This window comes from Streptomyces sp. NPDC029122, from assembly GCF_055569445.1.
Genome location: NZ_JBVHWK010000028.1, coordinates 39,675 through 58,588 on the forward strand (window position 1 = coordinate 39,675; position 18,914 = coordinate 58,588).

At 74.6% G+C, this 18,914-nt stretch carries 12 protein-coding genes; 2 read left to right on the forward strand and 10 right to left on the reverse strand.

Translation table 11 applies throughout. The features are described from left to right. The first annotated feature begins 21 nt into the window (after positions 1-21). Both ACZ4WZ_RS27135 and ACZ4WZ_RS27140 read left to right on the forward strand, forming a co-directional pair. Positions 22-4,023, forward strand: coding sequence for a Pls/PosA family non-ribosomal peptide synthetase (locus ACZ4WZ_RS27135; protein WP_467894261.1), 4,002 nt, complete (start codon positions 22-24; stop codon positions 4,021-4,023). Between the two features lie 36 nt (positions 4,024-4,059). Beyond that, a complete protein-coding gene (locus tag ACZ4WZ_RS27140) occupies positions 4,060-5,403 on the forward strand; it encodes a M1 family metallopeptidase (RefSeq protein ID WP_467894262.1) in 1,344 nt (447 codons plus the stop codon). 105 nt (positions 5,404-5,508) lie between these two features. Here ACZ4WZ_RS27140 and ACZ4WZ_RS27145 read toward each other — a convergent pair whose 3' ends face one another. From ACZ4WZ_RS27145 to asnB, 10 genes are all read right to left on the reverse strand, one after another. Next, on the reverse strand, positions 5,509-6,609 hold the full coding sequence (locus ACZ4WZ_RS27145; protein WP_467894336.1) for a substrate-binding domain-containing protein: 1,101 nt from the start codon (positions 6,607-6,609) through the stop codon (positions 5,509-5,511). 89 nt (positions 6,610-6,698) lie between these two features. After that, entirely contained in the window at positions 6,699-7,760 is a 1,062-nt protein-coding gene (locus ACZ4WZ_RS27150) for an ABC transporter permease (protein ID WP_467894264.1), read from the reverse strand. Continuing rightward, entirely contained in the window at positions 7,757-9,289 is a 1,533-nt protein-coding gene (locus tag ACZ4WZ_RS27155) for a sugar ABC transporter ATP-binding protein (RefSeq protein ID WP_467894265.1), read from the reverse strand. The genes ACZ4WZ_RS27150 and ACZ4WZ_RS27155 overlap by 4 nt, the downstream gene beginning before the upstream one ends. A gap of 35 nt (positions 9,290-9,324) precedes the next feature. Then, on the reverse strand, positions 9,325-12,084 hold the full coding sequence (locus tag ACZ4WZ_RS27160; RefSeq protein ID WP_467894267.1) for a SpoIIE family protein phosphatase: 2,760 nt from the start codon (positions 12,082-12,084) through the stop codon (positions 9,325-9,327). A 102-nt stretch (positions 12,085-12,186) separates the two neighbouring features. Beyond that, positions 12,187-13,197: a cyclase family protein gene (locus ACZ4WZ_RS27165; protein ID WP_467894268.1), complete on the reverse strand. Its 1,011-nt coding sequence runs from the start codon at positions 13,195-13,197 to the stop codon at positions 12,187-12,189. Between the two features lie 60 nt (positions 13,198-13,257). After that, positions 13,258-14,220 carry a TauD/TfdA dioxygenase family protein gene (locus ACZ4WZ_RS27170; RefSeq protein ID WP_467894270.1) on the reverse strand — a complete coding sequence of 321 codons (963 nt, stop codon included), beginning with the start codon at positions 14,218-14,220 and terminating at the stop codon, positions 13,258-13,260. 93 nt (positions 14,221-14,313) lie between these two features. Continuing rightward, positions 14,314-15,264 (reverse strand): AEC family transporter, encoded by a 951-nt coding sequence (locus ACZ4WZ_RS27175; protein WP_467894271.1) that lies wholly within the window; start codon positions 15,262-15,264, stop codon positions 14,314-14,316. Positions 15,265-15,323: 59 nt separating this feature from the next. Next, the gene (locus ACZ4WZ_RS27180; RefSeq protein ID WP_467894273.1) at positions 15,324-16,238 is read right to left on the reverse strand and encodes an aminotransferase class IV; all 915 of its coding nucleotides are present in this window, start codon (positions 16,236-16,238) and stop codon (positions 15,324-15,326) included. Between the two features lie 13 nt (positions 16,239-16,251). Beyond that, on the reverse strand, positions 16,252-17,082 hold the full coding sequence (locus ACZ4WZ_RS27185; protein WP_467894274.1) for a hypothetical protein: 831 nt from the start codon (positions 17,080-17,082) through the stop codon (positions 16,252-16,254). A gap of 14 nt (positions 17,083-17,096) precedes the next feature. Next, positions 17,097-18,911 (reverse strand): asparagine synthase (glutamine-hydrolyzing), encoded by a 1,815-nt coding sequence (gene asnB / locus ACZ4WZ_RS27190; RefSeq protein WP_467894276.1) that lies wholly within the window; start codon positions 18,909-18,911, stop codon positions 17,097-17,099. Positions 18,912-18,914 lie beyond the last annotated feature (3 nt).

Here is an 18,914-nt window from a genome sequence, read left to right on the forward strand (position 1 = left end):
GGCAGCGAGACGTGAGGGCCTATGGCAGCCACACCCGAACGCGGCGAACTCACCCTGACGCCCGATGCGGCCCCGCCTGACGGGCCCGCGCCTGACGGGCCCGCGCCTGACGGGCCCGCGCCTGACGGGCCCGCGCCTGACGGGCCCGCGCCCGGCGGGGAGCCGCCCGGCGAACCCGGGAAGGCCGCCCGGTTCTCCGCCGGGCCCGCCGCCCTGCCGCGTACCCTCCTCGACGTCTTCGAGGCCTCCGTACGGGCCCACCCCGACGAGCCCGCCCTGGACGACGGCACGTCCCGGCTGACCTACCGGGCCCTGGCCGCCCGGGTCGAACGCCGCCGGCGCGCGCTCGCGGCCGCCGGGGTGGGGCTCGGCGACCGGGTCGGGGTACGCGTCCCCTCCGGGACCAACGAGCTGTACGTGGCCGTCCTCGCCGTGCTCGCCGCGGGCGCCGCCTACGTACCGGTCGACGCCGAGGACCCCGACGAGCGGGCCCGCCTGGTCTTCGGCGAAGCCGGCGTACGGGCGGTCCTGGGCGCCGGCCGGCGCATCGACCTCACCGGCCGGCCGGCCCCCTCCGCCACCCCCGCGCCCGCCGCCCGGCCCGGACCCGAGGACGACGCGTGGGTCATCTTCACCTCCGGCTCCACCGGCAGGCCCAAGGGCGTCGCGGTCAGTCACCGCAGCGCCGCCGCCTTCGTGGACGCCGAGGCCGCCCTGTTCCTCGCCGACGAGCCGATCGGCCCCGGCGACCGGGTCATGGCCGGACTCTCCGTCGCCTTCGACGCCTCCTGCGAGGAGATGTGGCTGGCCTGGCGCCACGGCGCCTGCCTCGTCCCCGTGCCCCGCCACCGGGTCCGCAGCGGCGCCGACCTCGGGCCCTGGTTGGTGGAACAGGAGATCACCGTGGTCTCCACCGTGCCGACCCTGGCCGCTCTCTGGGAGCCCTCGGCCCTCGACGAGGTCCGGCTCCTGATCTTCGGCGGGGAGGCCTGCCCGCCCGAACTGGCCGCACGCCTCGTCACCGAAGGCCGCGAGGTCTGGAACACCTACGGCCCCACCGAGGCCACCGTCGTCGCCTGCGCCTGCCCGCTGACCGGCGAGGAGCCCATCAGGATCGGCCTCCCGCTCGCCGGCTGGGAACTGGCCGTGGTCGACGGCTCCGGCGAGCCCGTCCCCATGGGCGGCAGCGGCCAGCTCGTCATCGGCGGCGTCGGCCTCGCCCGCTACCTCGACCCCGTCAAGGACGCCGAGAAGTACGCCCCCCTCGAAGCCCTCGGCTGGCCCCGCGCCTACCGCAGCGGCGACCTCGTACGCGCCGAACCGGAAGGCCTGGTCTTCCTCGGCCGCGCCGACGAACAGGTCAAACTCGGCGGCCGCCGCATCGAACTGGGCGAGGTCGACGCCGCGCTCCAGGCACTCCCCGGGGTCGCCGGCGCGGCCGCCGCCGTACGCACCGCGCGCGGCGGCAACCAGCTGCTCGTCGGCTACCTCGTCACCCAGGACGGCTGGGACCGCGCCGAGGCGGTCGAACGGCTGCGCGCCGAACTGCCCGCCGCCCTCGTGCCGCTGCTCGCGCCGGTCGACGCGCTGCCCACCCGCACCTCCGGGAAGGTCGACCGGGACGCCCTGCCCTGGCCCCTGCCGGACACGGAGACCACCGCCCCCGCCGAGCGGCTGTACGGCACCGAGGCCTGGCTCGCCGAACAGTGGGGCGAAACCCTGGGCGTGCCCGTGACCGGCGCCGGCGACGACTTCTTCGCCTCCGGCGGCAACAGCCTCGCCGCCGCGCAGCTCACCACCCGGCTGCGCACCCGCTACCCCGCGGTGGCCGTCCTCGACGTCTACCAGAACCCGACGCTGCGGAAACTGGCCCGGCGGCTGGAGCGGTCCGTAGGCGACGACGGCGCCGCCCGCACCGTCGCGCCGGTCCCGCTGCGCTCCAGGGCCGCCCAGTGCCTCCTGCTGATCCCGCTGTTCACCCTCGTCGGCCTGCGCTGGACGGTGGGCCTGCTGGCCCTGGGCAACCTGCTGCACCGGCTCGGACCGTACCCGTGGGCGCCGACCGCCTCCTGGTGGTACGTCACCGCGGGCGCGGTCCTGCTCCTGAGCCCGCCGGGCCGCCTCGCCATCGCCGCCGGCGGCGCCCGCCTGCTGCTGTGCGGGGTCCGGGCGGGCCGCCACCCGCGCGGCGGAAGCGTGCACCTGCGGCTGTGGACGGCCGAGCGGCTCGCCGAGTGCTCCGGCGCCACCTCCCTCACCGGCCCCTGGCTCCAGCGCTACGCCCGGGCGCTCGGCGCCCGCGTCGGCCCCGAGGTGGACCTGCACTCCCTTCCCCCGGTCACCGGCATGCTCAGGCTCGGCCGCGGCTGCGCCGTGGAGGCCGAGGTGGACCTGTGCGGCCACTGGCTGGACGGGGACCGGCTGGAGATCGGACCCGTCCGGATCGGCGCGGGGGCCGTCGTCGGCACCCGCAGCATCCTCTTCCCCGGAGCCCGCGTCGGCAAGCGGGCCGAGGTGGCCCCGGGCTCCGCCGTGGCCGGACGGGTCCCGGCCGGCCAGCGCTGGGGCGGGGCCCCCGCCGTCAGGCTCGGCAGGGCGAAGCACAACTGGCCCGAGGAGCGCCCGCCGCGCCCGCTCCACTGGCGGGCCGTGTACGGGGCGACCGGCTTCTGCCTGACGGCCCTGCCGCTCGTCGCCGCCCTGCCCGCGCTGCTCGTGGCCGCCCGGTTCGTGCCCGCCGGCGCCGGGCCCGGCCGGGCCCTGCGCGGAGCGCTGCTCGCGGCGGTGCCCGGGGCGCTCGTCTTCGCGCTGGCGTACGCGCTGCTCCTGCTGGCCGCCGTGCGCCTGCTCAGCCTCGGGCTGCGCACCGGCAGCCACCCCGTCCACAGCCGCGTCGGCTGGCAGGCCTGGGCGGTCCTCCAGCTGATGGACCTGGCCCGGGCGGCGCTCTTCCCGCTGTACGCCGGCCTGGTCACCCCGGTGTGGCTGAGGCTGCTCGGCATGCGGGTCGGGCGGGGCGCCGAGGTGTCCACCGTGCTGGCGCTGCCGAGCCTGACCACCGTCGGCGACGGCGCGTTCCTCGCCGACGACACCCTGACCGCCCCCTGCGAACGCGGCGGCGGCTGGATCCGGATCGGGCGCTCCGAGATCGGCCGCCGGGCCTTCCTCGGCAACTCCGGGATGACCGCGCCCGGCCGTACCGTGCCCGACGGCGGGCTGGTCGGCGTCCTGTCCGCCACTCCGAAGAAGGCCAAGAAGGGCAGTTCGTACCTGGGGCTGCCGCCGGTCAGACTGCCGAGGTCCGCCGCGAACACCGACCGCGGCCGCACCTACGATCCGCCCGCCCGGCTGCTGTGGGCGCGCGGCCTGGTCGAGGCGGCCCGGTTCGTGCCCGTCCTCTGCTCGGCCGCGCTGGCCGTCCTCACCCTGGCGGCGCTGTGCGCGCTGAGCACGACGGCGCTGGGGGTCCCGGGCGCCGCCCTGCTGTCCGGAGCGGTCCTGCTCGTGGCGGGCGCCGCCGCGTGCGCCGTCAGCGTGGCCGCCAAGTGGCTGCTGGTGGGCCGGCACCGGGCGGGGGAACACCCGCTGTGGAGCGGCTTCGTCTGGCGCGGCGAACTGGCCGACACCTTCGTGGAGGTACTGGCGGTGCCCTGGCTCGCCGGCGCCGTCCCCGGCACCCCGCTGCTGGTCCTGTGGCTGCGCGGGCTCGGGGCGCGGATCGGGCGCGGCGTGTGGTGCGAGAGCCACTGGCTGCCGGAGGCGGACCTGGTGGCCCTCGGCGACGCGGTCAGCGTCAACCGGGGCTGCGTGTTGCAGACGCACCTCTTCCACGACCGGATCATGCGGACGGATACTGTGGTCCTCCGCGAGGGCGCCACCCTGGGGCCGGGCGGAATCGTCCTGCCCGGGAGCACGGTCGGGGCACGCACCACCCTGGGTCCCGCCTCCCTCGTGATGGCCGGGGAGTCCGTCCCGGCCGACACCCGCTGGCTGGGCAATCCGATCGAGGCGTGGCGGTCCTGAACGGACCCGGGCACGGCGCAGGGAGCGCGAGCGGCGATGAGTGGCCAGACAGCGGCGGCTGACCCGTACTTCCCGGACAACGGAGACCCCCGGTACCGGGTGCACCGGTACGAACTCGCCCTGGACTACCGGCCCGGCCCCAACCGGCTGGCCGGCACCGCCCGGCTCAGCGCCATCGCCGGGCCGGCCCCGCTGGCCGAGTTCCACCTGAACCTCGCCGCGTTCAGGATCGGCCGGGTCTTGGTGGACGGCCGCGCCCCGCGCCACACGCACCGGGCCGGCCGGCTCCGCGTCCGGCCGGCCGAACCGCTGCCGCCCGGCGCCGCCTTCACGGTCGAGGTGCACTGGGCGGGCAACCCCAGACCGGTGCGCAGCCCCTGGGGCGGTCTCGGCTGGGAGGAACTGACCGACGGGGCGCTGGTGGCCAGCCAGCCCGTCGGCGCACCCTCCTGGTACCCGTGCAACGACCGGCCCGCCGACAAGGCCGCCTACCAGATCTCCCTCACCACCCCGTCCGCCTACACGGTGGCCGCCGTCGGCCGGCTGCTCACCCGGACCACCGGGGCCAGCACCACCACCTGGGTGTACGAGCAGGCCGCGCCCACCGCCAGTTACCTGGTCGGCCTGTCCATCGGCATGTACCGGACGGTGCCGCTGGGCGACCCGGACGGCGGCGGGGTTCCGCAGAGCGCCCACGTGCCCGCCCGCGTCCTGCCGCGCTTCTCCCGGGACTTCGCCCGGCAGCCCGCCATGATGCGGCTCTTCGAGGAGATCTTCGGTCCCTACCCCTTCGGCGAGTACACGGTGGTCGTCGCCGACGAGGAACTGGACGTACCCGTGGAGGCCCAGGGCCTCTCCCTGTTCGGCACCAACCACGTGGACGGCGCCCGCGGTTCGGAACGCCTCGTCGCCCACGAACTGGCCCACCAGTGGTTCGGCAACAGCGTGGGCGTCGCCGACTGGCGCCACATCTGGCTCAACGAGGGCTTCGCGAAGTACGCCGAATGGCTCTGGTCGGAGCGCTCCGGAGGCCGCCCGGCGCACGAGCACGCCGCCGCCGCGCACCGGCTGCTGGCAGGGCGGCCCCAGGACCTGGTACTGGCCGACCCGGGCCGCAAGCTGATGTTCGACGACCGCCTCTACCAGCGGGGCGGCCTCGCCGTGCACGCCGTCCACTGCGCCCTCGGTGACGGGGCGTTCTTCCGGATGCTCCGCGACTGGACCGCCCGCCACCGGCACGGCGTGGTGACCACCGGCGGATTCACCGCGCACGCGGCCGGCTACGCCGCGGGCCCGCTGGACGGCCTGTTCCGGGCCTGGCTGCACGAGCCGGCGCTGCCGCCGCTGCCCCCGGCGCCCGCCGCGGGCCCCGCCGCCTGACCGGGCTACGGGGAGGCCGGCCGGGCGCCACGGCCCACGGGTCACATCGGACGACGGCAACTCGGCCGCGGAACAAGGTGATTGCCGAGTCACTCACGGCGGTACTCAGCCCTGCCAGATCTTCCGGTACGCCTCGCGGTAGCCGGGCGGGTCCCAGGAGGCGGCGCCCCGGCTGTTGCCGGCCGTGGCGATGTGCACGGGGGCGACGTGGCCGCTGGCGGGCTGCCCGGCGAAGGCGCGGTTGAACTCGTCGACGATCTGCCAGCCCTGCGGGGACAGCGGCTCGGGGACGGTGGCGGCCTGGTACTGCCCGCTGTTGATCCGGTGGAAGGCGGAGGGGTCGCCGTCACCCGCGCCGATGTTCAGGGGCGGACCCGAGCCGGGCCGTCCCGCCGCCCGCAGGGCCGGGGCGGCGTCGGCGAAGTACAGGTCGTTGATGGCCACCGAGTGGGTCCAGTCCTTCCCGAAGCGGGACAGCAGGGAGGAGACCGCCTGCGGGGTGCGGCTGCTCGCGTCCGGGATCGGGATGTTCTCGTACGTCAGGAGCCGCACCCCGGCACAGGTGGCGAGCTCCCGCTTGATCAGGGCCGCCTTGTTCCGGGCGAAGGGGATCGAGTCGTCGGTGAACAGGACGACCCCGGCGTCACCCCCCGACCGGGCGATGATCCAGTCCGCGCTGATCCTCGCCACGTCCCCCACCCGCGTGGTGACGTTCGTGAAGAGCGCCGGGTCCCGGCTGGGGCCGGGGGAGTCCACCGCGTGCCAGCCGACGACCGGGATGCCCGCGGCCCTCGCCCGCGCCAGCTGCTGCGACTCCGGACGGGGGTCGAAACCGCCGATGACGATGCCCGAGGGCCTCAGGGTGACCGCCTGGCTGAGCGCCGCCCGGATGCCGGCCGGGGTGCCGTCCCCGTCGATCACCCGGACCGGCCAGCCGATGGCCTTCGCCGCCTCCCGGACGCCCTTCGCGACTCCCGCGACGCCCGGGTTGGTCATGGTCTGCGCCACGTAGACGAGGTTCTTGCCGGGAACCGCCGCCGGACCGGTGGTGGGGCCGGCCCAGGAGGCGTCGGCGGTCTCGGCCCGCCGGACGGCCGCCTCGGCCCGCGTGAGCGCCTCGGGACAGCCGGTCCCCGACGACGGCCGGCCGCCGGACGGCGGGCCGCTCCCGCAGCCGGCCAGGAGGGCGGCGGCGACCGCGGCCAGGGCCGCCGCGGTGACGGAAGCTCTCGGATTCGGGTGCTTCGGGTGCTTCGGGTGCACGGTGCTCCTGGCGTGGGTGCGCGTACGGGGATCTACGAGGGGCCGTCCCCGCCCGGCCCGGGCGGACGCCGGCCGTCCGCCCGGCCGGAGGCGGCCGCCCCGGCGCGCAGCCGGCGGCGGGCCGCGTATCCGGCCAGGCCGACGGCGATGAGCAGGGTGGCGCCGTTGAACAGCGGAGTGGCCCAGAACTGGGCCCCGAGCTGGCCGATCCCGGCGAGCCCGATAGCGAGGACGGCGACGGCCACGACCGTGCCCAGGGCGTTGGCGCGGCCGGCCCTGATCGTGGTGGAGCCGAGCAGGGCGCCGACGAAGGCCGGCAGGAGGTAGTCCAGCCCGACGCTCGGGTTGCCGGTCTGCTGCTGGGCGGCGAGGAGGACCCCGGCGAAGCCGGTGACCAGGCCGGAGGCGGCGAAGGCCGCCACACAGTAGGACCGGGTGGGGATGCCCAGGGCGGCTGCCGCGCGCGGGCTGGAGCCGATGACGTACAGGCAGCGCCCGGCAGGCAACCGCTCCAGCACCACCCACAGGACGGCCGCCACGGCCAGGACGTAGAAGGCGGGCAGCGGCAGCCCGAGGAACCGGGAGTCGTACAGGGCGGTGAAGGAGGCGGGCAGGCCCTGCGGACCGGGCACGATCCGGGCGCCGTCGGTGATCCAGCCGGTGACCGCGTACATCATGCTGCCGGTGCCGAGCGTGGCGATGAACGAGTCGATCCGCCCGAACTCGACGATCACACCGGCCAGCGCACCGGCCGCCGCGCCCCCGGCCACCACCACCAGGCAGGCCGGGGGCCAGGGCCACCCCTCGGTGACGACGAGCCGCATCACCATGACGTGCGCGAGGCCCAGGCCGTAGCCGATGGACAGGTCGAACCTGCCGGTGACGATCGGGACCGTCGCCCCGAGCGCGAGGACGGCGGGGATCGCCTGGTTGGACAGGATCGCGGAGACGTTGTCCCGGGTGGGGAAGGTCTGCGGCAGGACGAGGGAGAACACCAGGAAGAGCAGGGCCGCCAGGACGGGCAGGCCGTAACCGCCGATGTGCTGACCGCCCACGCGCCCCAGCGGGGACCGCGGCGGGGAGGAGCGGGTCACGGTCCCGTCGCGCTTCCGGTGATGGCCGGCATCGCCGACGCCGTCCGGGTCAGTTCCGCCACGGTCAGGTCCGGGCCGAGGAGCTCGGCGCCCACGGATCCGCGGACGAAGACCAGCGCGCGGTGGCACAGGTCCGCGACCTCCTCGAAGTCGCCGGAGACGAGCAGCACCCCCAGGCCGGCCGCCGCGGCCTCCCCGAGCAACCGGTGGATCAGGGCCTTCGCGCCGACGTCCACACTGGCGGTCGGCTCCTCCAGGACCAGCAGCCGCAGCCCGCCCCGCAGCCACCGGCCGACCATGACCTTCTGCTGGTTGCCGCCGGACAGGGTGGCGATCGGCACCTCGCTGTCACGGGGGACCACGGAGAACCGGTCGATCAGCGCGGCCGCCTCGGCACGCTCGCGCCGGGGCGCGGTCCAGTGCCACGCGGGCACACCGGCGGCCCGGGGGTTCGCCAGGAAGTTCTCCCGTACCGTCAGTTCCGGGGCGCACCCCTCCTCCTGGCGGTCGCCCGCCACGAAACCGACACCGGCGCCGAGGGCGTCGGCGACCGTACGCGGCCGGTACGGGCGGCCCCCGAGCAGCATCCGCCCCCCGAGGGCCGGCCGGAGGCCGGCCAGCGCGCGGCCCAGCTCCCGGTGCCCGGCACCGGTCAGACCCACCGTTCCGAGGATCTCGCCGGCGCGCAGTTCCAGGCCGACCGGTCCGGCGTGCGCGGTCCGCACGCCGTCGAGGAGCAGCAGGGGAGCGCCGGGGGCGGGTGCGGCGGGAACGGCGGGGCGGCGGACGGCCGGCTCGTGGCCGACGACGGCACGCACCAGACGGGCCGGGCCGTAGCCGGCGAGCGGGCCGTGCTCGACCAGGCGGCCGTCGCGCAGGACGGCGAAGGTGTCGGCGACCCGGTACACCTCGTCCAGCCGGTGGGTGACGTAGAGGATGCCGTGGCCCCGGTCGCGGAGGGCGTGCAGTACGCCGAACAGCCGGGCGCAGTCGGCGGCGGGCAGGGTGGCGGTCGGCTCGTCCAGGACGATGACCTCGGCCCGCGCGGCCAGCGCGCGGGCGATGGCGACCAGCGAACGCTCGGCCGGGGCGAGGTCGCCGATCCGGGCGTCGGCGTCGAGGTGCCCGGCGACGGTCCCCAGGGTCCGCTCGCACCGCTCCCGGGTCCGCCGCCAGGAGATGAGACCGCCGCGGCGCGGGTAGCCGGTGCCCAGGGCGATGTTCTCGGCCACCGTCATCCACTCGACCAGGCCCGGGTCCTGATGGATGAAGGACATGTGCCGGGCGGCCCCGTGGGAGCCGAGCGGCTGACCGGCCACGGTCACCTCGCCCCCGTCGGCGCGGTGGACCCCGGCGAGCACCTTGATGAGGGTGGACTTGCCGGCGCCGTTGGGACCGAGCAGGGCGAGGACGCTGCCGGCGTGCAGGTCGAGGTCGACCGAGTCCAGCGCGAGGGTGCCGCCGAAGCGCTTGCGCAGACCGCGCACGCGGACGAGAGGTTCTCCACCGAAGCGCGGAGGTGGGCTCATTCCCCGACTCTAGAGGATCACCCGTCGGGATCGGCTCACGCCGCGTCCAGGGCGCATTCGGCCCATATGACCTTTCCGTCCGGCGTGTAGCGGGTGCCCCACGCCTGGGCGAGCTGCGCGACGAGGAACAGGCCCCGGCCGCCCTCGTCGGTGCCGGCCGCCCGGCGCATGCGCGGGGCGGTGCCGCTGGCGTCGTACACCTCGCAGATCAGGGTGCGGTCGCGGATCAGGCGTACCCGGACGGGCCCCCCGCCGCCGTACCGGATGCCGTTCGTGACCAGCTCGCTGAGCACGAGTTCCGCGGCGAAGGCGGCCTCCTCCAGGCCCCACCGGCTCAGCTGCTCCATGACGGCGGCGCGGACGCCGCAGACGCGGGCCGGGTCGGCCGGCAGCTCCCAGGTGGCGATCCGGTCGGCGGGCGTGGCGCGGGTGCCGGCGACCAGGAGCGCGATGTCGTCGGCGGGGTGCTCGGGCGCCAGGGCGTCGAGGACCGCCCGGCAGGTGTCCTCGGGGGACCGTCCGGGGTGGCCGGTCAGGGTGCGCTGCAGCCGGCCGAGGGCCACGTCGATGTCGCGGTGGCGGTCCCCGAGGAGCCCGTCCGTGTAGAGCACCAGCCGGCTGTCCTCGGGGAGGCGGATCTCGGCGGACTCGAACGGCAGGCCGCCCAGGCCCAGCGGGGGGCCGGCGGGCAGGTCGGGGAAGGTCACGGTGCCGTCGGGCCGTACCAGGGCGGGCGGCGGGTGGCCGGCCCGGGCCATCGTGCACCGCTGCGTGGTCGGGTCGTAGACCGCGTACAGGCAGGTGGCGCCGACGATGGCGGTACGGCCGGGGGCCGGATCGTCCCCGCCCTCCTCGCGGTCCAGCCGCACCATCAGGTTGTCCAGGTGGGTCAGCAGTTCGTCGGGGGCCAGTTCCAGTTCGGCGAAGTTGCGGGCGGCGGTGCGCAGCCGGCCCATGGTCGCCGCGGCGTGCAGGCCGTGGCCGACGACGTCGCCGACGAGGAGGGCGACGCGGGTCCCGGACAGCGGGATGACGTCGAACCAGTCGCCGCCCACTCCGGTGTCGGCGGGCAGGTAGCGGTGGGCGACCTCGACGGCGCTCTGCTCGGGCAGCCCGTGGGGGAGCAGGCTCCGCTGGAGGGCCAGGGCGAGGGTGTGCTCCCGGGTGTAGCGGCGGGCGTTGTCGATGCACAGGGCGGCGCGGGCGGCGAGTTCCTGGGCCAGGGAGCGGTCGTCGTCGCCGTAGGGGGCGGGGTTGCGGGACCGGTAGAAGCCGGCGACGCCCAGGAGGACGCCGCGGGCGAGCAGGGGGACGGTGATCAGGGAGTGGACGTTGTGGGCGAGGAGCAGCCGGGTGTGCTCCGCGTCCTGGGCGATCCAGCCGGAGGCGGCCTTCAGATCGGGTTCCAGCACCGCCTGCCCGGTGGCCAGACAGCGCATGTGGGGCGTGGTCGGGCGGAGCTCCACCCGCTCGCCGACCGGGTAGAAGGGGCAGTCGTCGCGGATGCCGTGGACCACCGTGCGGACCAGTTCCCCCGTCGGGTCGCCGGACTCATCGCCGCGCAGCACGGACTCCGGCAGGTCGACGGTGACGAAGTCCGCCAGTCTCGGGACCGCCGTCTCGGCCAGCTCCCGGGCCGTGCGGCCCACGTCCAGCGTGGTGCCGATACGGGTACTGGACTCGGCCAGCAGCTCCAGGCGCCGGCGTGCCGCGACGGCGTACTTCCCCACCTCCGGCTCGCCCACCAGCACCAGCCCCCGGACGGCACCGGCACCCGGGCCGGCGGCCCTCGCGGGGGCGGCGGCCGTACCGGACGGCGGGCGGGCGCCGTGGGCGGGCGGGGGCGCGTGGTGCTCGTCCTCGTCGGGCAGCAGCGCCTCGACGACGATGCCCTCCACCCCGTCCGGGGTCGTCACGGGCCGGCTCACGAGGGTGACCCGCCGCCCGCGGGACAGGGGCACCTCGGCGGCCGCGCGGTGCGCGCCGGACAGCAGCTCGGTGGCCTTCTCCTTGAGGGTCGTGTGGTCGCTCTGCTCCAGCTCGCTCAGGAGCAGCTCGGCCAGGGTGACCGGGTGCCCGTCGAGGGCGTCCCCCCGGGCCGGGGCGAGGGCCCGGGCCCGGTTCCCGGCTTCCAGGTACGCCTGGAGCAGGCCGCGCTCGCGCGCCGAACTCTGCTCCATCAGCCGCCGTTCGATGGCCTCGGCGGCCCGGCGCACGACCGCGGCCAGTGCCGGGGCGGCGTCCGTGCAGGGGTAGCCCAGGCACAGGACGCCCTCGATGTGCCCGCTGAGCTGGTCGCGGACGGGCGCCGCGGTGCAGGCGCTGGACTGGGAGCGCTCGGCGAAGTGCTCGGCGCCGTTGACCTGGACGAGCTGCCGTTCCGCGAGGGTGAGGCCGATCCCGTTGGTCCCCGCGACCCGCTCGGCGAAGACGAAGCCGGGCTGCGTCTGGATCGGCGGCAGCCGGCCGGGCAGGGACCCGTCTCCGAAGCGGCGTTCGAGGACGGTGCCGCGGCCGTCCGCGAGGCAGATGTTCATCCGGCTGCCCGCGAAGATCGACGCCAGCCGGTCGAGTACGGGTGTGGCGGCGCGGACGAGGGGACCGTCCGCGTCGAAGTCCTGGGTGAACGGCAGCTCGGTCTGGTCCGGCGACAGTCCCAGCGCCATGCTGCGCTGCCAGGAGCTCAGGATCGGACCGCGCACGCTCCGCACGACCGATTCGGCCGACCCGCCGTGCAGGAACCGGTCACGGGACTGCACGGGGCCGGTGCCGGTGCGGTCGTCCACGACCCCCATGTGCACCACTTCCCTCGCCGGAGCAGTCTCGATGGCCCGGTTTGAGTATATTCCTCGCTTTTGCCCGGGCGTGGGGGTGGGGGCGGCCCGTAGGAGGTCCGGTCACAGCACCGCGACCGGATTGACGGGGGACCCCGTGCCGCCCGGCACGTTCAGCGGGGTCACGACGAGCATGAACGCGTGGCGGCCCGCCTCCGCGCAGGCGGCGGACAGCGCCTCCAGGTCGAGGTTGTCCAGCAGGGGCACTCCCATCGCCGTGATCGCCAGCGTGTGGACGGGGGAGCGCAGGCCCTCCACCGGTGAGGGCCGTACGTCGCTGTCCCCGTCGGCGCCGAGCAGGGCGACGGCCCGCCGCGCCAGCAGCGGTACGGCGTCCACGTGCCAGCCCGCGCTGCCCGTGGCGGGGTCCCACGGGCCCCGCTCCCGGCGGCGGCGGAAGCGTCCGGAGCGCAGCAGGACCGCGTCGCCGTCGCCGATGGTCACGCCGAGCGCCTCCTCCGCGGCCAGGACGTCCCGGGCCCGCACCGCGTGCCCCGGCTCCAGCCACGGCACCCCCAGGACGGCGGGCAGGTCCAGGAGCACGGCCCGGGTGACCAGCGGGCCCAGGGCCGCCACCGAGCCGAAGCGGACGCCCCCGGCGCCGGCCTCCTCGCGGGCCGTGCGCCCGTCGTAGAGGCGCCCCCGGTAGCCCATGTGCGACAGCGCGTCGAGATGGCTGACCGACTTGCCGTGGTAGTCCGCGCCCAGGAAGTCCTTGTACGCGGACGGCTCCGGGGGCTCCACGTCACCGAGGTCGGTCATGTGGTGCAGGGCCGGCCGCTCGTTGTCCGGGCCGGGGACGGTGTCCCAGGGGCGCCCCAGCGGCACGACCGTGCCCGACCGGACCAGTGCGGCGGCCCGGCGCACGTGGTCCGGGGTCACCGCGTTGAAGGCGCCGCGGCCGGGGTCCTCCCACCGGCCCCAGGTCCGGACCGCCTCGAACAGGGCGTCGAACTCCCGGCGGGAGACGGAGGCCCCGCCCGGGTGAGCCGCGCCGCCGGGACCTCCGCCGCCGGGACCTCCGCCCCTGGGACGGGGCGGAGGAGCGGGGGCATCGGCGGCACTGGGGCTCATGGGGCACTCCGGGGTCCGTACGTCCGTGGCCCGACCTCTATGCCCGCCGGGACGCGCCCTCTACCAGGCCCGCATCGGCTCCCCCTCCACGAGCTGGGAGACGAAACCGTCCGGCCCCTGCGCGGGCTCCCCCAGGACCGTCACGCGGTGCATGACCCGGTCGACGTCGAGGTGGGCGAAGTCGGTCGGGGCGAAGTGGCAGGTGCTGCGGTTGTCCCAGAAGGCGATGCTGCCCGGCTCCCAGCGGAAGCGGACGGTGTACTCGGCGCTGGTCAGGTGCTGGAACAGCATGTCCAGCAGGTGGCGGCTCTCCAGCTCGGTGAAGCCGGTGATCCGGGTCGTCGAACCGGGGCTGACGAACAGCGCCTTCTCGCCGGTCTCGGGGTGGACGCGCACCACCGGGTGGACGGCCACCTGGGGGTCCTCGCAGTAGATCCGCAGGATCTCCCGGTCCCGCGCGTCGGAGTGGCGCAGGTGGACGGCCGTGAAGAAGGCGTGCTCGGCGGTCAGCCCGTCCACGAGCGCGCGCAGCGGTGCCGACAGGCCCTCGTACGCGGCGACCGTGTTGGTCCACTGGGTGTCGCCGCCGAAGGCCGGGGTCCGCTCGGCCCGCAGGATGGACAGGCTGGGCGGGTTGACGGCCTGGGTCAGGTCGCTGTGCCAGCCGGCCAGCGGCGAGGACCACTTGCGGCGGTAGTGCTCCTCGAAGTCGGCCCCGTAGCGCTCGGTGTCCGCCTTCGGGTCGACGGTGAGGATCTCCGGGTGCCCCTCGGGGTGCACGCCGTGCTTCTTGCCCGGCCGCCGGGTCAGCGCGCCGAAGCGGCGGCCGAAGGCTATGTGCTGGGCATGGGTGATGTCCTGGCCGCGGAAGAAGACGACCCGGTGGGTCAGGACGGCCTGCCGGATCTCGGCCACCGTGGCCTCGTCGAGCTCCTGGCCGAGGTCGACCCCGGAGATCTCGGCCCCGATGCGGCCGGCCACCTGCTCGACGGAGATCCTGGTGGGCTGCGCGGTCTGCGTCACGGTTCTGCCTTTCTTGGACTTTCCACACAAATGGTGCAAGGAACGGCGTGGGTGAACGGCCCCTCGTCCGAGGGGCTCCGACGGTTGACGGGCTCAGGCCGGCCGGGCCACCAGCTGCGTCCACAGGGGCAGCAGCAGCAGCGCGAGGACCGAGCTCTTGATGACGAGGGAGGCCGACATGTCGACCCCCACGTCGTAGCGCTGGGCGAAGATGAAGAGGTTCTGCGGCGCGGGCATCGCCGCGATCAGGACGAGGTAGCTCAGCCACTCGCCCTCCACCCCGAAGACGTAACGGCACATCGCGAAGGTGATCAGCGGCAGCGCCACGCACTTGAAGCCGATGATCCAGATCTCCTCCAGGGTGGTGCCCCGGACACTGATCCCGCTTCCGCCCAGGTGCAGGCCGAGGGCGAACAACGCCACCGGCGAGGCACTGTCGCCGACGAAGGCGAAGCCGTCCAGCACGACCCCGGGCACCGTGACGGGCAGCAGGTTGAGCACGATGCCCGCGTTGCAGGCGATCACGACCGGGGTCATCAGCGAGGCGGCGACGGCCGATCCCAGCCGTCGCGCGGGACTCCCGACCCGGTCCGGCCGGCCCAGCTCCATGATCGAGATGACGATCAGGGACAGCACGCAGACCTGGAAGAGCAGCACCGGGAAGATGGGCGCCGCGTTCCCGAACAGCATGATGAAGACCGGCACGGCGAAGTAGGCCGTGTTCACCTGGACGGCGGCCATGATGCGCAGCGCCACACCCCGCGGATCGCGTACGCCCACGGCCCGGGCGATGACCCCGATGAGCGCGGCCGCGGCGCACGCCGCGGCCGCGTAACCGCTGATGGCCCGCCAGTCGAACAGGGCCCCCAGATCACTGCGGTAGATGTTGCCGAAGAGGAAGCAGGGCACGGCGAAGAGGAACGCGTAGTCCGCGAAGACCTTGGAGCTCTCGGCCGGCACCACCTTCCGCCGCGCCAGGACGACCCCGCATCCGAAGGCCAGCACCACCGGTGCGAGTTTTTCCAGAGCATCTACCGCTCCCATGCACGTGCCCTTGCTCTTGCGGCCCCTCAGGGGGCCTGCTTTCCTGTCGCGACGGCTTCCTACCGGGCCCGTGCGCCGGGGACGCGCAGCTCCGCGCGCCCCCGGACCAGCTCCCGGTAGGCCGTGACGATCTTGCGTGTCACCGCGTTGCCGGCGACGTCGTAGTGATGATCATCGAGGCGGCCGACGGGGAGGATCTCACATGCGGTCCCGCACAGGAACGCGCCGTCGGCCTCGCCCGCGAACGCCGGGGCCAGATCGGCGACCACGCACTCGATGCCCTCCCGTTCGGCGATCGCCAGCACGCACGCCCGGGTGATCCCGTCGATGGTGCAGCGGGTCGTCGGGGTGTACAGCACCCCGCCCTTCGTGAAGAACAGGTGCGCCCCGGTCGCCTCCACGAAGTTCCCGCGGTCGTCGAGGAGGAGGGCGTCGTCGAAGCCCGCCCGCAGCGCCTCGTTCTTGCTGACCGTACCGATCATGTAGTTGCCGGCGGCCTTGCTCTTGACCGGGGCGTACTCCGGCGAAGGCCTGCGGTAGCGGCCCGTCACCAGGGAGATCCCCTGGTCGACGGCGTCCTCCGCCGCGTAGTAGCCCGCGGGGAGCTCCCACGCGGCCACCGAGGTGTGCACCGACGTCTTCAGCGCGGCGGTCTGGATGATCTCCGAACCCCGCCAGGCGTTCATGCGGACGTAGCCCTCGGTGAGGCCGGCCTCGGCGATCACCGCGCGGGTGGCCTCGTACAGCACGTCCTCGCCGTACTCGAGCTCGAAGTCGAGGATGCGGGCCGAGGCGCCGAGGCGCGCGATGTGCTCCTCCAGCATGAAAGCCTCCCCGCCGTAGACGCGGATGCCCTCGAAGATGCTGGAGGCGTAGTGCAGTCCGTGGCTGAGCACGTGGAGCCGGGCGTCGGCCCAGTCCACGAGGGCGCCGTCGTACCAGATCTTCCCGGTGCGCTGGTCGAAGGGGATCACTGATGCCTCCTTCTCAGAGCGCGAGGTCGAAGAGCTGACGGGGCAGGTCCCCGACGAGGGCGACGAAGCGCCGCTGGTGCTGGGTCAGGCTGCGCACCGACACCCCGTGCAGGGCCAGCGGGTTGATCGGGTACAGCACCAGGGTGTTGCTCCGGTACGGGACGGTCGTGACCTCCTCGACGTACTCCGGGTCGATGTCGAAGCGGTTGTCACCGTACTCGGAGGCGCTGGTGCGGAACTTGTGCGCGCCGGGCCGGTACTTGTAGAGCACCAGGTCGCCGCCGGTCGCGTCGTCCTCGGGCAGGCGCATGTAGAACAGCCCGCCGAAGAGCTTGTGCGGCTTGTCCACGTGCGGCCCCCGGTAGGCGGAGGGACGCCCGGTGACCGCCGAGTTGATGACGGCCGTGCAGTCCAGGAGGATGTCGTGCGTCTCGAAGCCGTCCCGGTTGCGGCGGCCGACGCGCAGCTCGCGCAGCGGGCCCACCAGCTTCTCGGCGTCCGGGAGGTTGGCGAGCAGGTCCTCCTGGAAGAGGTCGAGGAACTCCTCGTAGAAGGCGGGGGAGGAGTGGTAGGTCACGAAGTCCTTCCACACCGCGGCCATCGTGTCGTCGGCCAGGACCATCTCGGACATGTAGTTGTAGCGCTCGTTCGAGGTGATCGGCTTGCCGATCCGCTCGCCGATGTACTCCGCGGTCGGCATCGACTTCGCCAGCGCGTCGTACAGCTCCTGGGGGAGGGCGTCGCTGATCACGATGTGCGGGAACGGGTCGCGGCGGATGTCGTCCTTGGTGACGCCGGCCAGGAGCGAGGTGATGGCGGGCCGGGACTCGGGCGTGTCGGTCATGTCCTGTCTCTTTCCTAGGGGTGGAGGGGGGCGGGGGTCAGACCGCGGGCGGAGAGCCAGCTCTCCAGGACCAGGAGGGACCAGAGCAGCTCGGCGGCGTGCGCCCCCGGGCTCTCGGTCTGGGTGCGGAACAGTTCGTGGACGGCGTCCCGCCGCACGTAGTCACGGCAGCGGGCGCCGGGGCCGAGGAGGAGGTCGCCGACCATGTCGTACAGCGCCTCGCCCGGCCGGATCATCGCCGCGACCGGCAGGGTGAACGGCTGCTTGGGCCGCTCGATGACACTCCGGGGCACCCAGCGCCGGGCCGCCCGCGCCACCGGCGCCTTCACCGTGTCCCCGGCCACCTTGACGGCGGCGGGCAGCGCGTGCGCCAGGCGCATCACCGACGGCTGGAGGAACGGGATCCGGGCCTCCACCGAGTGGGCCATGCTCAGATGGTCGACCCGGCGCAGGATGTAGTATGGGAACCGCTCGGCCTGGTCGTAGCGCAGCAGCGTCTCCAGCCTGCCGTGCCCGCCCGCGCCCGCCCGGCGCGCCAGCTCGTCCCCGCTGCGGTCCCCGAAGTGGCCCCCGGCCGCCCGGACGTGCTCCAGGTAGCCGGGCGTGTACAGCCGGGCGAGCGACGCCGTGCCCGCGACGGCCATCGTGTCCTGGTAGGCGCGGTGCCAGGCGGAGTCGCCGTCCCGGTCGGCCTTGACGAAGCGGGCGTACCCGGCGAAGAGCTCGTCGGCCCCGTCACCCGTCAGGGCCACCTTGAACCCGGCGTCGTGCACGGCCTCGAACAGGGCGAAGGTGCTCAGGCTGTGCGGGGCGTTGTTCGGCTGGTCCAGGTGGCGGGTGAACCGCTCGACGAGGGCGGGGAAGCCGGCCGGGTCGAGGAGCACCTGGTGGTGCTCCGTACCGCAGTGGCGGGCCACCTCCGCGGCGTAGTGGCGCTCGTCGGCCGGCCAGTCACCCTTGTAGGCGATGTTGAACGAGGCCACGTCGGACACCAGATGGGCGGCGAGCGCGGTGGTGTAGCTGGAGTCGAGCCCGCCGCTGGTGATCACGCACACCGGCACGTCCGCGTCGAGCATGCGGCCCATCTCGGTGAGCAGCAGTCCGTCCAGCAGCTCCGCCGCCGCGTCGACGGTCGCGACCCCGCCGGGCCAGTCCGGCTCGGCGGGCTCCAGGGCGGTCCGGGACAGGGTCGGGCGCCCGTCCGCGAACCGCAGCACCGAGCCGGGCTCCAGGGTGCGGACCCGGGTGTAGACGGTGCCCGGTCCCCACACCGCCTTCCCGCCGAGGTAGCGGTCGACCGCGAGCGGGTCGAGCTCGTCGGGGAAGTCCGGGAAGCGGGAGAGCGCCCGCAGCTCGGAGGCGAAGCACAGCCGGCGGCCGTCGGCGGACACGTAGTAGTAGAGCGACTTCATGCCCGCGTGGTCGGTGAAGAGCTTCAGGCACGGCTCTTCGCGCTCGTCGACGACCGCGATGGCGAACATGCCCTCCAGACGGCTGGTGAAGGCGTCGCCGTACAGCTCGTACAGCGGCAGCAGCACGTCACCGTCGCAGTCGCCCTCGAAGGAGTAGCCGTGTGCGGCCAGTTCGGCACGCAGCTGCCGGTGGTTGTAGATCTCTCCGTTGAACACGCAGCACAGCGCGCCGCGTACGAAGGGCTGGTCGCCGGCGGAGACGCCCTGGATGGCGAGCCGGTTGTTGCCGAGCGCCCAGCCGTCACCGCGCCGGACGGTCTGTGCGTCGGGCCCTCCCTCGAACATCGCCGAGGAGACGGCGTCGAGCACGTCCCGGCCCGCGGGCTCCCCGCCGAAGCAGCCGTGGATGCGGCACATGGC